This window comes from Pseudomonas sp. RtIB026 (assembly GCF_016861355.2).
In the GTDB taxonomy this organism is placed as follows: domain Bacteria; phylum Pseudomonadota; class Gammaproteobacteria; order Pseudomonadales; family Pseudomonadaceae; genus Aquipseudomonas; species Aquipseudomonas peradeniyensis.
This window is the reverse complement of record NZ_AP023348.2, coordinates 2,971,346-2,984,911: the sequence shown is the minus strand read 5'-3', so window position 1 is coordinate 2,984,911 and position 13,566 is coordinate 2,971,346. Positions and strand designations below refer to the sequence as shown.

The 13,566-nt window shown below is 67.6% G+C and carries 14 protein-coding genes; 9 read left to right on the top strand and 5 right to left on the bottom strand.

Translation table 11 applies throughout. The annotated features are described in order from the left end of the window. Positions 1–123 precede the first annotated feature (123 nt). Positions 124–777, bottom strand: coding sequence for an oxygen-insensitive NAD(P)H nitroreductase (gene nfsB, locus PRtIB026_RS13520; RefSeq protein WP_110733882.1), 654 nt, complete (start codon positions 775–777; stop codon positions 124–126). 104 nt (positions 778–881) lie between these two features. Between nfsB and PRtIB026_RS13515 the strand changes: the two genes are divergently transcribed. The 4 genes from PRtIB026_RS13515 to PRtIB026_RS13500 all read left to right on the top strand — a co-directional run bounded on the left by PRtIB026_RS13515 (position 882) and on the right by PRtIB026_RS13500 (position 3,993). Then, positions 882–1,802, top strand: coding sequence for a LysR family transcriptional regulator (locus PRtIB026_RS13515; protein ID WP_203647177.1), 921 nt, complete (start codon positions 882–884; stop codon positions 1,800–1,802). A 34-nt stretch (positions 1,803–1,836) separates the two neighbouring features. Further along, the gene (locus PRtIB026_RS13510; protein ID WP_267812155.1) at positions 1,837–2,451 is read left to right on the top strand and encodes a LysE family translocator; all 615 of its coding nucleotides are present in this window, start codon (positions 1,837–1,839) and stop codon (positions 2,449–2,451) included. A 77-nt stretch (positions 2,452–2,528) separates the two neighbouring features. Then, entirely contained in the window at positions 2,529–3,359 is an 831-nt protein-coding gene (locus PRtIB026_RS13505) for an AraC family transcriptional regulator (protein WP_203647179.1), read from the top strand. A gap of 49 nt (positions 3,360–3,408) precedes the next feature. Beyond that, positions 3,409–3,993 (top strand): LysE family translocator, encoded by a 585-nt coding sequence (locus PRtIB026_RS13500; RefSeq protein ID WP_203647181.1) that lies wholly within the window; start codon positions 3,409–3,411, stop codon positions 3,991–3,993. An 18-nt stretch (positions 3,994–4,011) separates the two neighbouring features. Here the strand turns inward: PRtIB026_RS13500 and PRtIB026_RS13495 are convergent, their stop codons facing one another. Beyond that, complete coding sequence (locus tag PRtIB026_RS13495) at positions 4,012–4,899, bottom strand: EamA family transporter (RefSeq protein ID WP_203647183.1); 888 nt, start codon at positions 4,897–4,899, stop codon at positions 4,012–4,014. A 262-nt stretch (positions 4,900–5,161) separates the two neighbouring features. Here PRtIB026_RS13495 and PRtIB026_RS13490 point away from each other — a divergent pair, with 262 nt between their 5' ends. Together PRtIB026_RS13490 and PRtIB026_RS13485 are read left to right on the top strand one after the other, a co-directional pair. After that, on the top strand, positions 5,162–6,559 hold the full coding sequence (locus PRtIB026_RS13490) for a purine-cytosine permease family protein (RefSeq protein WP_203647185.1): 1,398 nt from the start codon (positions 5,162–5,164) through the stop codon (positions 6,557–6,559). A gap of 326 nt (positions 6,560–6,885) precedes the next feature. After that, a complete protein-coding gene (locus PRtIB026_RS13485; protein ID WP_203647187.1) occupies positions 6,886–8,193 on the top strand; it encodes a phosphate ABC transporter substrate-binding/OmpA family protein in 1,308 nt (435 codons plus the stop codon). 5 nt (positions 8,194–8,198) lie between these two features. Here the strand turns inward: PRtIB026_RS13485 and PRtIB026_RS13480 are convergent, their stop codons facing one another. Together PRtIB026_RS13480 and PRtIB026_RS13475 are read right to left on the bottom strand one after the other, a co-directional pair. Continuing rightward, positions 8,199–9,533 carry an ATP-binding protein gene (locus PRtIB026_RS13480; RefSeq protein ID WP_203647189.1) on the bottom strand — a complete coding sequence of 445 codons (1,335 nt, stop codon included), beginning with the start codon at positions 9,531–9,533 and terminating at the stop codon, positions 8,199–8,201. After that, a complete protein-coding gene (locus PRtIB026_RS13475; RefSeq protein ID WP_232857155.1) occupies positions 9,530–10,243 on the bottom strand; it encodes a response regulator in 714 nt (237 codons plus the stop codon). Before PRtIB026_RS13475 ends, PRtIB026_RS13480 begins: the two co-directional genes overlap by 4 nt. Positions 10,244–10,397: 154 nt before the next feature. On the opposite strand from PRtIB026_RS13475, the gene PRtIB026_RS13470 reads away from it, so the two are divergent. Further along, positions 10,398–10,733 (top strand): hypothetical protein, encoded by a 336-nt coding sequence (locus tag PRtIB026_RS13470; protein WP_203647191.1) that lies wholly within the window; start codon positions 10,398–10,400, stop codon positions 10,731–10,733. Then, positions 10,730–11,389 (top strand): DUF3313 domain-containing protein, encoded by a 660-nt coding sequence (locus PRtIB026_RS13465; protein ID WP_203647193.1) that lies wholly within the window; start codon positions 10,730–10,732, stop codon positions 11,387–11,389. The genes PRtIB026_RS13470 and PRtIB026_RS13465 overlap by 4 nt, the downstream gene beginning before the upstream one ends. A gap of 35 nt (positions 11,390–11,424) precedes the next feature. On the opposite strand, the gene PRtIB026_RS13460 is transcribed toward PRtIB026_RS13465, so the two are convergent. Then, positions 11,425–12,477, bottom strand: coding sequence for an NAD(P)-dependent alcohol dehydrogenase (locus tag PRtIB026_RS13460; RefSeq protein ID WP_203647196.1), 1,053 nt, complete (start codon positions 12,475–12,477; stop codon positions 11,425–11,427). Between the two features lie 178 nt (positions 12,478–12,655). Between PRtIB026_RS13460 and PRtIB026_RS13455 the strand changes: the two genes are divergently transcribed. After that, on the top strand, positions 12,656–13,561 hold the full coding sequence (locus PRtIB026_RS13455) for an AraC family transcriptional regulator (RefSeq protein ID WP_203652670.1): 906 nt from the start codon (positions 12,656–12,658) through the stop codon (positions 13,559–13,561). The last annotated feature ends 5 nt before the right edge of the window (positions 13,562–13,566 follow it).

Below are 13,566 nucleotides of genomic sequence, written 5' to 3'. Positions count from 1 at the left end.
TTGGCGGCGTCATGATAGAAGGTGATCCGGGCTGGCTAGTCGAGTCGCATCGAAGAAGCCCGCTCACCGTCAGCATTACTGGCTGCAACGCTGCCCCAGTTAAGCGGGACTACCTACCGCCAATCACAGAAAAGTAAACACCTCCGCCGCCGCCAACCGCGACTTGCTCAGCCCGGCATTGAAATCCTCCTCGCTGCGATAGCCCAGGCTCAGCAGCACCACGCTGGTGAAGCCCTGCTCGCGCAGGCCCAGTTCGGCGTCCAGGGCCTTGGCGTCGAAGCCTTCGATCGGCGTGGCGTCCAGGCCGTGGGCGGCGGCGCCCAGCAGTGCGGTGCCCAGGGCCAGGTAGACCTGCTTCTCCATCCAGTGCTGCAGGTCCTTGAAGTCATGGCGGTGCAGGTCGACGTAGCCGCGGCGGGTCTGGTCCTGGCCATCACGGGCCTGTTCGGTGCGGAAGCGCCCGTCGGCGGCCTCCTGCGCCAGCACCGCCTGCAGGTGGGCTTCGGTCATGTTGGTGCGGGCGGCGAACACGATCACATGGGAGGCGTCGCGCAGCTTCGGGCTGTTGTAGGCGAAACGCTCATCGGTGGCCTTGGCCAGGCGCGCCTTGCCTTCGGCGCTGTCGGCCACGACGAAGTGCCAGGGCTGCGAGTTGACCGAGGACGGGCTGTGGCGCAGCTGCTCGAGCAAGGCATCGATGGTGGCCTGGGGAATCCTGCGGCTGGCGTCGTAGGCTTTGGTGGTGTAACGGCGTTTGGCGAGGGCAACGGTATCCATCTACGGCAATTCCTCAAAGGGATCGTGAATGAGCCGCATCTTATCTTCCCGGCGGCAAAGAAAAACCAGCACAATGCAGCAACACTTTCATCCCTGGAGTGAAAATGCTGCGCATCAACGATCTCGAACTGTTCGCCCGTGCCAGCGCCCTGGGCAGCTTTACCGCTGCGGCCCACGAGGCCGACCTGCTGCCCGGCCAGGTGGCGGCGGCGATCAAGCGCCTGGAACGCGAACTGGATGTGCGCCTGTTCGCCCGCACCACCCGCAGCCTGCGCCTGACCGCCGAGGGCGAGCTGTACCTGCCCACCGCCCAGCGCGTGCTCGATGCCCTGCGCCAGGGCCGCGAGGACCTGCACGGCAGCCACAGTTGCCTGCGCGGCGTGCTGCAGGTGGCGGCACCATCAGACATGGGGCGCAACCTGCTGCGGCCCTGGCTCAGCGCGTTTCGTCGCGAGCATCCGGGGCTCGGCCTGCGCTTCTTTCTCTCCGACCAACTGGCCGACCTCTACCGCGACCCGGTGGATGTCGCTATCCGCTACGGCCAGAACGAGGACGCCAACTACATTGCCCTGCCCCTGGCACCGTGGAACCGTCGGGTGCTGGTGGCCTCGCCCGACTACCTGGCCCGCCATGGCCGGCCGGACAGCCCCGACGACCTGCAGCAGCACGACTGCCTGCTGTACCTGCAACAGAGCCGGGTCTACGACAAATGGCGGCTGGGCAACCGCACCGTGCAGGTGCGCGGGCCGCTGTTCAGCGACGACGCCGACGTGGTGCGGCGCTGGGCGCTGGAAGGCGAAGGCATCGTCTACAAGTCGTGGCTGGATGTCAGCGCCAATGTTGCCGCCGGCGAGCTGGAGGTCCTGCTGCCCGAACACCCCGGCGAGCTGACCCCGGTGACCCTGGTATGCCCGCACCGCAAGCAGCTCACCCCGGCGGTGGCCCAGCTGCACCTGTGGCTGCGCGAGCGCTTCGCCACGCTGCGCCCGGAGGGCATGTTGCAGCCGCTGTCGCCGGGCGTATAGTGCATCCACCCCCGACTGCAAGGAGCTGTCATTCATGCCGAGCCTGGAGTTTCTCGTTACCGCGCTGATCATCGTGCTGATTCCCGGCAGCGGGGTCATCCTCACCGTCTCCAGCGCCCTGGTGGCCGGGCGCCGCGCCTGCCTGTGGACTGCCTCCGGCTGCACCCTGGGTATCGTCCCGCACCTGCTGGCCTCGGTGCTGGGCCTCTCGGCCTTGCTGCACACCAGCGCCCTGGCCTTCCAGGGCCTGAAGTTCGCCGGCGTCGCCTACCTGCTGTACCTGGCCTACGCCACCTGGCGTGACCGCGCGGCCTTCGCCGTGGACACCCAGGCCGCCCCAGCCAGCGCCGGCCAACTGGTGCTCAAGGCCTGCCTGCTGAACATCCTCAACCCCAAGCTGACGCTGTTCTTCCTCGCCTTCCTGCCGCAGTTCATCAGCCCCCAGGCCGGTTCCGCGACCGTGCAGATGCTCGGCCTGAGTGCGGTGTTCATGGCCATGACCTTTGTCGTCTTCGTGATCTACGGCCTGCTCGCCCACCTGTTCCGCCGCGCCGTGATCGACTCGCCCCAGGTACAGGCCTGGCTACGGCGCAGCTTCGCCGCCTCGTTCGCCGGGCTCGGCATCAACCTGGCATTCGCCCAGCGCTGACGGCTGCACAATCGTTCTAAACGCCCGGGCCGTTTCTGCGTTAAGGTCGTCTACCGACACCCACACGGCCCGCGCCCATGAGCAACTGGATCGACCTCAGACAGGACGCCGACACCGGCATCGAGTCGGTCCGCGCCCATTTCACCGGCCATGCCTACGACCCGCACTGGCACGACAGCTTCCTGGTCGGGGTGACCGAACAGGGCGTGCAGCAATTCAACTGCCGCCGCGCACGCCACAACAGCACCCCCGGCCAGGTGTTCGTGCTCGAGCCGGGCGACCTGCACGACGGCCATGCACCCACCGTTGAGGGTTTCACCTACTCGACCCTGTACCTGGATGCCAACTGGCTGGAAACCGAGCTGCGCGCCCTGTTCGAACACGCGCCCTCGGGCGCCCTGCCCAGCTTCGGCACCCTGCTGCACCAGGATCCGCGCCTGGCCGGGGCCACCGCCCGGGCCTTCGAGACGGTGCATTACAACGACCTGCGCATCGTCCGCCAGACCGCCCTGGACGACCTGCTGGCCTGCCTCACCGGCCACCTGCACTGGCGCAAGCGCCTGGCCCCCGATCCGCGCCTGCCGCTGTGCGCCCAGGTCGCCCGCGATTACCTGCACACGCACCTGGACCAGGACATCGGCCTGGTCGAGCTGGCTCAGGTGTGCGGCGTCGACCGCTTCCGCCTGACCCGGGCGTTCAAGGCGGCGTTCGGCCTGGCGCCGCATGCCTACCTGATCCAGCTGCGCCTGGCCCGTGCACGGCGGCGGCTGGCCCTGGGTGAAACGCCGGCCAGCGTCGCCACCTCCCTGGGCTTTGCCGACCAGAGCCATCTGGGGCGCTGGTTCCGCCGCGCCTACCGACTGACCCCGGCGGACTACCGCAAGCGCTGCTCAAACCTTCCAGACTGAACCCGCGCCCGGCGCGACCATGGCGCTTCGATCACTCGGAGCCTTGACCATGTCGCATACGCTGTTGCCCTTCATCCTCTTCGCCCTGGCCGCCAGCATCAGCCCCGGGCCGACCAACCTGCTGATCCTCGCCCACGGTGCTCAACGCGGCCTGCGTGCCAGCCTGGCGCCGATTGTGACGGCGTGCTGCGCGGCGGCAACAGTAGTGCTGCTGGTGGGCCTGGGGCTGGGCGAGGTGCTGCTGCGCTACCCGCTGGCGCAGCAGGCCATGAGTTGGGTGGGCGCCCTGTGGCTCAGCTGGCTGGCCTGGAAGATGCTGCGCAGCGCCGGTGCGCCGCTGCAGGCGGGCAGCGATAGCGGCCTGGACCCGCTGAGCGCGGCGACCCTGCAGGTGGTCAACCCCAAGGTGTGGGTGACGGCGGTGGCAATGGTCGGCCTGTTCGCCGGCCCGGCACTGCCGATGTGGTGGTTGAGCCTGGTGTTCCTGCTGATCGCCCTGCCGAGCATGACCGCGTGGGCGCTGATGGGCATCGGCAGCGCCCGCTGGTTACGTTCGCCCCAGGCGCTGCGGGTGTTCAATCAGGGCCTCGCCGGCCTGCTGCTGGTGTCGGCGTGGTCGGCCTTGCTGGTGTGACGCGGCGGGCATCGGCCTTCAGCGCGCGGTAGCCGCGCGCAGACGCAGCCCCAGGCGCGGCCCGAACACATTGATCAGCAGCCCGAGCATCACCAGCAGCGCGCCCCAGCCCTGGGCCTCGCTCAGGCGCTCGCCCAGCAACACGGCCGAGGAGCTCAGGCCGACCACCGGCACCAGCAGCGAGAACGGCGCCACCTTGCCCGCCGGGTGGCGCGACAACAGGGTGCTCCACAGGCTGTAGCCGACCATGGTGGCGACGAAGGCCAGGTAGGCCAGGGCCAGCACCGAGCTCCAGCCGATGTTGGCCAGGGCATGGCCGATGCGCTCGGGCCCTTCCAGCCACCAGGACAGCGCCAGGAACGGCAGCGGCGGGATCAGCCCGCCCCAGATCACCAGGGCGACCAGGTCGACCTTGCCGAAGCGCCGGGTGATGATGTTGCCCATGCCCCACATGGCGCCGCCGCACAGGGTCAGCAACAGTGCGAGCAACGGCACGTGGCCGCTGTCCTCGCTGCCGATCACCGCCAGGCCGCCGGCGGCCACCAGCAAGCCCAGCACGCTGGCCAGGCGCAGCCGCTCGCCGAGGAACAGCGCGGCAAAGCCCAGGGTGAAGAACGCCTGGGACTGCAGCACCAGCGAAGCCAGCCCCGGCGGCATGCCACTGGCCATGGCCTGGAACAGGAAGGCGAACTGGCCCAGAGAGATGGTCGCGCCGTAGGCGATCAGCCAGCGCCAGGGCAGGTTCGGGCGCTTGATCAGGAACACCGCCGGGAAGGCCACCAGCAGAAAGCGCAATGCCCCCAGCAGCATCGGCGGCAGGCCGTCGAGGCCGACCTTGATGACCACAAAATTGACGCCCCAGGCGATGATCACCACCAGGGCGATCAGCAGGTCCTTGAGTGGCATGGCACGCATTCCTTCTTCAGGCTTGTTATAGACATATTTGGTTACAGCATAAGGGCATCGCGCCGCCTCGGACCAGCACAGTTGCGCGCCAGCCTTGCGCAACAGTCGGCTGTGATGGCTGCGGAACACTCATGAAAACCCTGCGCAAGCTTCACTTGACCAGACTTGTATATACATGCTCATATCGGGCTTCGGCCATCCGCCCTGCGTCCCGCCGATAGCCGCCGCCTTTCACAAAAACAACGAAGCGGAGCCCTCCCCGATGTCCAGCAAACCCGTGATCGAGCGCCGCTCGATCGACTACATCCCCGAGTCTGAACGCCATGGACGCGTCTACAGCCAATTCACCCTGTGGCTGGGAGCCAACCTGCAGATCACCGCGATCGTCACCGGCGCCCTGGCCGTGGTGCTGGGCGGCGATGTGTTCTGGTCGTTGATCGGCCTGCTGCTCGGGCAACTGGTCGGCGGCGCGGTGATGGCCCTGCACGCCGCCCAGGGGCCGCGCCTGGGGCTGCCGCAGATGATCTCCAGCCGGGTGCAGTTCGGCGTGTACGGCGCGGCCATCCCCATGGCCCTGGTGTGCCTGATGTACCTGGGCTTCACCGCCACCGGCACGGTGCTGTCCGGCCAGGCCATCGGCCAGTTACTGAGCATCAGCGACAGCGCCGGCATTCTCATCTTCGCCGGAGTGATCGTGCTGGCGACCCTGGCCGGCTACCGGGTGATTCACTGGATCGGTCGGGTGGCCAGCGTGCTGGGGATCATCGCCTTCGTCTACCTGTTCAGCCGCATCCTGATGCTCGCCGACATCGGCCAGCTGCTCGACAACCGCCATTTCAGCTGGGCCAGCTTCCTGCTGGCGGTGTCGCTGGCGGCGTCCTGGCAGATCGCCTTCGGCCCGTACGTGGCCGACTACTCGCGCTACCTGCCCAGCCATACCTCGCCGCTCAAGACCTTCCTCGCCGCCGGCCTGGGCTCGGTGATCGGCGCCCAGGCCTCGATGATCCTCGGCGTGTTCGCCGCGGCCATCGCCGGCGGCCAGTTCTCCGGACGCGAGGTAGCCTACATCGTCGGCCTGGGCGGGGCCGGCACCACGGCGGCGCTGCTGTACTTTTGCATCGCCTTCGGCAAGGTGACCATCTCCACCCTCAACAGCTACGGCAGCTTCATGTGCATCGCCACGATCATCAGCGGTTTCCGGGGTCACCTGCAGATCAGTCGGGTACAGCGACTGGTGTTCGTGCTTGGCATCGTCGGCGCCGCGACCCTGGTCGCCCTGCTCGGCCAGCATTCGTTCCTCAGCGCGTTCAAGTCGTTCATCCTGTTCCTGCTGACCTTCTTCGTGCCGTGGAGCGCGGTGAACCTGGTGGACTACTACTTCATCACCAAGGAACGCTACGACATCCCGGCACTGGCCGACCCTGACGGCCGCTACGGGCGCTGGAACTGGCCGGGCATCGGCGTGTACACCTTCGGCGTGCTGGTGCAGATGCCGTTCATCGACACCAAGCTGTACACCGGGCCCATGGTCGCGCACCTGGGCGGCGTGGATGTGTCGTGGCTGATCGGCCTGGTGGTGCCGAGCGTGCTGTATTACTGCGTGGCCCGCCGCCGGGCGGCCGAGGCGCCGGCCGGGATCATCGTGCCGGAGGGGCGCTGAGCCGGGTTGCTCACACATATCCTGCATGAGATCGCCCAGCCCCTCGGGCTGGGCTGTCGCACATGAAATGGTGTCCCTGTGGGAGCAACTGTCTTGCTAACTTTTAGAATCTGGCGCGATCCCTGTGGGAGCGGGCTTGCCCGCGAACACGGGCGAAGCCCGTGCCATCCACCACGGTGTCGGCTTCGCGGGTAAACCCGCTCCCACAGGTTCTCTGCCCGCCGGCCCAGCCAGATAGGCTGGGCGATCTCTTACGGGACACTGTCATCTTTCGGTCAAGCAACTGTCGTAATCTGCGGCGCAACTCTGTGCCACGGGTCTTCGGCATGCCTCGCCTGCTTCTGCTTCTGCTGTGCCTGCTCCCGGGCCTGGCCTGCGCCGGGCCCGCGCAACTGCATATCCAGGGCTCCAACACCATCGGCGCGGCCCTTGGCCCGGCCCTGGTGCAGGGGCTGCTGCAGGCCCAGGGCGCAAGCGCCATCGAGCACCGGCCCGGCGCCACGGCCAACGAGACCGAGGTCCACGCCCGCGATCCGGATGGCCAGCCCGTGCGCATCGACATTGCCGCCCACGGCACCAGCACCGGCTTTGCCGCGCTGGCCCGGGGCGAGGCCGACCTGGCCGCGGCCTCGCGGCCGATCAGCGACAGCGAGGCGCAACAGTTGCAGGCCCTGGGCAACCTGCGCGGCGCGGGCTCGGAACAGGTGATCGGCCTGGATGGCGTGGCGGTGATCGTCCACCCGGACAACCCGCTCACGCAACTGAGCACCGAGCAACTGGCCCAGGTGTTCTCCGGCCAGTTGCAACGCTGGGAACAGCTGGGCGTGCCCGGCGGGGCGATCCACCTGTATGCCCGCGATGATCGCTCCGGCACCTTCGAAACCTTCAAGGCCCTGGTGCTTACCCCTCAGCAAGCGACACTGGCCACCCAGGCGCGGCGCTTCGAGTCCGCCGACGAACTGGCTGCCCAGGTCATGGCCGACCGCCAGGCCATCGGTTTCAGCGGCCTGGCCACGGTCCACCGGGCCAAGGCACTGGCCGTGGCCGAGGGCGATGCACCAGCGCTGCCACCCAGCCGTGCCCTGGTGGCCAGCGAGGACTACCCGCTGTCGCGTCGCCTGTTCTTCTACCTCCCCACCCACCCCACGCCGCTGGCCAAGGCGCTCGCCGAGTTTGCCCAAAGTCCCGCCGGCCAGGCCATCGTCGCCGAGCAGGGCTTCGTTTCCCAGCAGATCAAGCCACAGCAGGTCGCGGCCCAGGGCGACATGCCGCCACGCTATCGGACACTGGCCGGCGAGGCCCAGCGCCTCAGCGTGAACTTCCGCTTCCAGGAAGGCAGCGCCGGCCTCGACAACAAGGCCCTGCGCGATGTGCAGCGGGTCGGCGACTACCTGCGCCAGGCCGGCAAGCTACAGGGCAAGGTGGTGCTGGTGGGCTTCGGCGATCCCAAGGAGACACCGGGCCGCGCCGCGCTGCTGTCGCGCCTGCGGGCCATGGCGGTGCGCCGCGAGCTGGCCCGCGTCGGGGTGCAGGTCAGGGACGTGGCGGGCATGGGCGACGAACTGCCGGTGGCCGGCAACGACCTGGAGCAGGGGCGCCTGCGCAACCGCCGGGTCGAGGTCTGGGTGTACTGACCCGCTCAGGACCCGTCAGGCAGTTCAACCCGCGCCACCAGCCCACCGCCAACGCGATTGCGCAAGGTCAGCTCGCCGCCCTGCTCGCGCACGCTGGCACGGGCGGCCGAGAGGCCGAGGCCGACGCCACCGGTGTCACGGTTGCGCGAGCCCTCCAATCGGTAGAATGGCTCGAACACCTGCTGCAGGGCCTCCTCGGGAATACCTGGCCCACTGTCGCGAACCTCGATGACGATCAGGTGAGCGGCGCGGCGCAGCGTTATCTGCGGATCGCGGGCATACTTCATGGCGTTTTCCACCAGGTTGACGACCACCCGCTTGGTCGCCAGCGGGCGGCCGTCATGCACCAGGTGCGCCGGGCCCTTGAAGGCGATGTCCAGATGCTGGTCGCGGTAGTCGTCGACCAGGGTCTGCAACAGCTCCGACAAATCATAGGCCGTGCGCTGCTCCAGTTGCGTGCCTTCGCGGAAGAACGCCAGGGCCTCGTTGATCATCGTCTGCATCTCGTCGACGTCGCGGATCAGCTTGCGCTGGTGGTCCAGGTCTTCCATGAACTCGCTGCGCAGGCGCATGCGCGTCAACGGCGCGCGCAGGTCGTGGGAGATGGCCGCGAGCATGTGGGTGCGCTCGCGGAGGAAGTGTTGGATCTGCGCCTGCATGGTGTTGAAGGCGATGATTGCCTGGCGGATTTCCTCGGGCCCCTCGATGGCGATGGGCGGCGCCTGCAGGTCGCCGCCGAAGCGCCGCGCCGCGCTGGCAAAGCGTTGCAGCGGCGCGGCCAGTTGGCGGGTAGCAAGCCAGGCCACCAGCAAGGTCGCCACCAGCCCCAGGCCGATGACCACCGCCAGGCGCGCCGTCGCGCTCATGCCCCAGCTGCGCTCAGGCGGCACGAACAGCAGCCAGCTGTCATCAGCCAGGGCAACCAGCGCCACGTAGTGCGCCTCGGCGCTGCCCATGGGCCAGTCATCCGGGTTGTACACTTCGATCGGCCGCGAGGGCCCCAGCAGCTGGGCCATCGCCGGCACCTGCCCGGAATTGAGCATGGTGCCCGGGCCAGGCAGGCCAAAGTCGTCACGCCGGGTACTCCAGGTCACCCGCAGCGTTGGCGTGCTCGCCGCCTCGGCCAGCTGCCCGCGCAGCGTCGCCGGCGCGGTCTCGATCACTCGGGTGGTCACGGCGATCTGTTCGAGCAGGCCGGTGCGCTCGATGGGCGGGCGTGCCCAGCTGCCGGCAACCTGGACGAACAGGGCATTGAACGCCAGCGAGGCGAGCAATGCGGTGAAAATGGTCAGGGCGATGCGCTTGCGCAGAGTGTCGCGACCCAGCAGGCGACGGATCACGAGCGGGTCACCGTGGCGCTGAACAGGTAGCCGCCATTGCGCACGGTGCGGATCAGGTCCGGGCGCTTGCTGTCGGGCTCGATCTTGCGCCGCAGGCGGCTGACCTGCACGTCGATGCTGCGGTCGAAGGCGTCATGCCCATGGCCACGGGTAAGGTCGATCAACTGCTCGCGGGTGAGGATGCGCTGCGGGTGCTCGAGAAACACCACCAGCAGGTCGAACTCGGCGCCGGACAGCGGCACCATCACCCGCTCGGGCGAGCGCAGCTCGCGGCAAGTGATGTCCAGCTGCCAACCGGCGAAACCGATCACCGGTCGCGCCGCCTCGCCCCGCGGTGGCTGTTCACCAACCCGGCGCTGCACGGCGCGCAGGCGGGCCAGCAGTTCACGTGGATCGAACGGTTTGGTCAGGTAATCGTCGGCGCCCAGTTCCAGGCCGATGATGCGGTCACTCAGCTCGGCCATGGCGGTGAGCATGATGACCGGCACGCCAAGCTGCGCACGCAGCTTCTGACACAGGCCCAGGCCACTTTCGCCGGGCAGCATCAGGTCGAGGATGATCGCATCCGGGCGCTGCCGGGCGATGGCGGCCCACATCGCCTGCCCCTCGGCGGCCAGGTCCACCTCGTAGCCGTGCTGGACGAAGAACTGCTTCAGCAAGGCGAGGATTTCGACGTCGTCATCGACGATCAACAGTCTGCTCACGGTGATACCGATCCGGGAAAAAAGGCGTATCTAAAACCATTGCGCCACGCGGGTCATTTATTTCAATCGCGCAACATTTCGTCATGCACGACACAAAGCGGACATCACCTGGCAACGATAACCCTTCACCCTGCCAGCCTTCCATCACCGAGGGCTTCCCATGACAATAGCCGACAGCCGCAACAGCACCGATGGGCACGAAGGTTCGATGCCCCTGATCCTCAGCCAGCGCAACACCACCCGCGGGCACACCGGATCCCTGATCGTGCAGCAGGAGAGCCTGGAGCTGGCGGACAACCAGGGCTACATCACCCTGCGCCGGTACTTCGAACATTACGACCCCACCAGCGGCGAATGGGTCGAGTACAGCCACACCGTGCCAATTCGCGACCTGGTCCACTGGTTGATGGCCCACGGGCAACTGCGCATCCACTCCTCGCAGGAAGTCGGCACCCAGGCCTGGCAGGCGGCAATCCCGGAGGAGCGCCATCCATGAGCCGGCGTCACCTCATGGCGCTGGTGCTGACGTCCACCCTGGGCCTGTCCGCGTGCGGCAGCAACAAGCCGACACCGACCGGCTACCTCAAGGATTACGGATTACTCACCCCGCACCAGGCGCCTTCGGGCGCAACGGTGCTCAGCTGGGCCGACCCGAAATGGCCAAAGGGCCGTTACATCGAGGTCTACCTGGCACCCAGCCGGTTCTACCCGGCTCCCGAGCCGAGCACGCGCATCCCCCAGGCCACCCTCGCCAGCATCACCCACTACTACGATGCGGTACTGCGCAACGAACTGGGCAAGGTGATGACGGTGGTCGACAGGCCCGGCCCGAACACCCTGGTGGTCAGGCCGGCCATCACCCGCATCAGCGCCGACACCCAGGGCCTGCGCTTCTACGAGTGGCTGCCGATCACCCTGGTCGCGGCCGGGGTGAGCAGCGCCGCGGGCATTCGCGACCGGGACAGCGCGATCGCCAGCGAGCTGTCGTTCGAGGCGGGGGCAAGCGGCAAGGTGGTCGGCGAGGCGATGCTCGCGGGTACCGGCGTGCCGCTGGACAACGACCGCCAGGTGATGACCGCCGACAACGTCAAGGCCGTGCTCGACGGCTGGGCCGTGGACCTGCGCCAGGGCTATGCGGCGCCGCTCAGGTAGCGTGACGCTTCACAGGACAAGCCCAGCTCGCCTGGTCAGGCCTTGAGCGTGGCCATGTCGATGACGAAGCGGTACTTCACGTCGCCGGCGATCATCCGCTCGTAGGCCTGGTTGATGTTACGGATGTCGAGCATTTCGATATCGCAGCTGATCCCGTGCTCGGCGCAGAAGTCGAGCACCTCCTGGGTTTCGGCGATACCGCCGATCAAGGAACCTGCCAGCACCCGGCGCTGCATCACCAGGTTGGCCGCATGTACCGGTGGATCAACCGGTTCGATCAGCCCGACCAGGATGTGCACGCCGCCAAACTTCAGGGTTTGCAGGTAGGGGTTGAGGTCGTGCTGCACCGGGATGGTGTCGAGCAGGAAATCGAAGCGACCCGCCGCACTGCGCATCTGTTCGGCATCGGTGGAGACGATCACATGGTCGGCGCCCTGCCGACGGGCTTCCTCGGCCTTGGCCGCGGAGCGGGTGAACAGGGTCACTTCCGCCCCCAGGGCCTTGGCCAGCTTGATGCCCATATGGCCCAGGCCACCCATGCCCAGCACGCCCACCTTGTGCCCGGGGCCCACGCCGTGGTGCTTGAGGGGCGAATAGGTGGTGATGCCGGCGCACAGGATCGGCGCCGCGCTGGCCAGGTCCATGCCCTCGGGAATGCGCAGGACGAAATGCTCGCTGACCACGATGCTGCTGGAGTAGCCGCCCATCGTGTTGCTGCCGTCGACCCGGTCGGGGGTGGCGTAGGTCATGGTCGGGCCTTCCAGGCAGTACTGTTCGACGTCCTGGCGACAGGCCTCGCACTGGCGGCAGGAATCAACCATGCAGCCGACGCCGACCAGATCACCGACCTGGTAACGGCTGACCTGCGCGCCCACCGCGCTGACCCGGCCGACGATCTCGTGGCCCGGCATCAGCGGGTAGACGGCGATGCCCCATTCATTGCGGGCCTGGTGGATATCGGAATGGCACACGCCACAGTAGAGGATCTCGATGACCACATCGTCGGGCCGCGGGCTGCGGCGCTGGAAGGTCATGGGGGCCAGGGGGCTGGTGGGGGATTGGGCGGCGTAACCGATGGCGGTGTACATGGGGCACCTCGTGCAAGTGAAACGATTCAGGCGACGCATTCTGCGCGCCGGGACCAGCCTCGCCCACCGCCGATTCTCCAGTATGCATGCCTGATTCTCCGGACCTTGCCACCAACCTCTGGCATGACCCCGCGAATCTGCGAAGATGCCAGTGTCCGATTCTCTGCCCGGGTTCACCATGCACCTGACTCACCATGTGGATGCCAATGCCACGCTCTGCTCACTGATCCGCGCCCTCGCCACAGGCCCCGGGTTCGTGCCCACCGTCCTGCCCCAGGTCCAGGTGCTGACCTGGGACCACTACGTGGCCAGCAGCCCGCAAATCTACGAACCCAGCCTGATCATCCTCGCCCAGGGCAGCAAACTGGCGCGCCTGGGCCCACGTACCCTGGAGTACGGTGCCGGGCATTACCTGGTGCAGGCGCTGTCGGTACCGTTCATGTGCGAGACCTTTGCCACGCCCCAGGCGCCGCTGCTGGGTGTGGCGGTGGACATCGACCGCGCCCTGATCGGCGAGTTGGTGCAAAGCATGGACCTGGGGCCGGATGCCGCGGTGCAGGCGCAGACGCCACAGTCGATGACCTCGGCAGTGCTGGACACGGCCATGCGCGACAGCGTCGAACGCCTGCTGCAGTGCCTGCAGGACCCACTGGACGCCAAGGTGCTGGGGCCGGCGCGGGTGCGCGAGGTGCTCTACACCGCGTTGCGCGGGCCAAAGGCCGGGGTGCTGCGGGCGCTGGTCGAGCAACAGGGGCATTTCGCCCGGATCGGTTCGGCCCTGACTTATTTGCGCGAGCACTACGCCGAGCCGTTGGGGGTGGATGAGCTGGCCAGCCGGGCGAACATGAGCGTGTCGACCTTCCACGAGCACTTCAAACGCTGCACCGACCTGGCGCCGATGCAGTACCTCAAGCGCCTGCGCCTGCTCAAGGCGCAGCAGATGCTAATCGGCGAGGGGCTGGGCGTGGCCCAGGTGGCGCACCGGGTGGGCTATCAGAGCACCTCGCAGTTCAGCCGCGAGTACAAGCGCCAGTTCGCCCGCAGTCCGGGGGAAGAGCAGCCGTACCAGAGCCTGCCGGCCTGATCGGG

Bases quoted from the DNA above. Each gene is read 5' to 3' on its own strand.
- PRtIB026_RS13505 (WP_203647179.1), top strand. From the start codon at position 2,529: ATGAGCAACTGGATCGACCTCAGACAGGACGCCGACACCGGCATCGAG.
- PRtIB026_RS13455 (WP_203652670.1), top strand. From the start codon at position 12,656: ATGCACCTGACTCACCATGTGGATGCCAATGCCACGCTCTGCTCACTG.
- PRtIB026_RS13515 (WP_203647177.1), top strand. From the start codon at position 882: ATGCTGCGCATCAACGATCTCGAACTGTTCGCCCGTGCCAGCGCCCTG.
- PRtIB026_RS13460 (WP_203647196.1), bottom strand. From the start codon at position 12,477: ATGTACACCGCCATCGGTTACGCCGCCCAATCCCCCACCAGCCCCCTG.
- PRtIB026_RS13485 (WP_203647187.1), top strand. From the start codon at position 6,886: ATGCCTCGCCTGCTTCTGCTTCTGCTGTGCCTGCTCCCGGGCCTGGCC.
- PRtIB026_RS13465 (WP_203647193.1), top strand. From the start codon at position 10,730: ATGAGCCGGCGTCACCTCATGGCGCTGGTGCTGACGTCCACCCTGGGC.
- nfsB (WP_110733882.1), bottom strand. From the start codon at position 777: ATGGATACCGTTGCCCTCGCCAAACGCCGTTACACCACCAAAGCCTAC.
- PRtIB026_RS13510 (WP_267812155.1), top strand. From the start codon at position 1,837: ATGCCGAGCCTGGAGTTTCTCGTTACCGCGCTGATCATCGTGCTGATT.
- PRtIB026_RS13490 (WP_203647185.1), top strand. From the start codon at position 5,162: ATGTCCAGCAAACCCGTGATCGAGCGCCGCTCGATCGACTACATCCCC.
- PRtIB026_RS13470 (WP_203647191.1), top strand. From the start codon at position 10,398: ATGACAATAGCCGACAGCCGCAACAGCACCGATGGGCACGAAGGTTCG.
- PRtIB026_RS13500 (WP_203647181.1), top strand. From the start codon at position 3,409: ATGTCGCATACGCTGTTGCCCTTCATCCTCTTCGCCCTGGCCGCCAGC.
- PRtIB026_RS13495 (WP_203647183.1), bottom strand. From the start codon at position 4,899: ATGCCACTCAAGGACCTGCTGATCGCCCTGGTGGTGATCATCGCCTGG.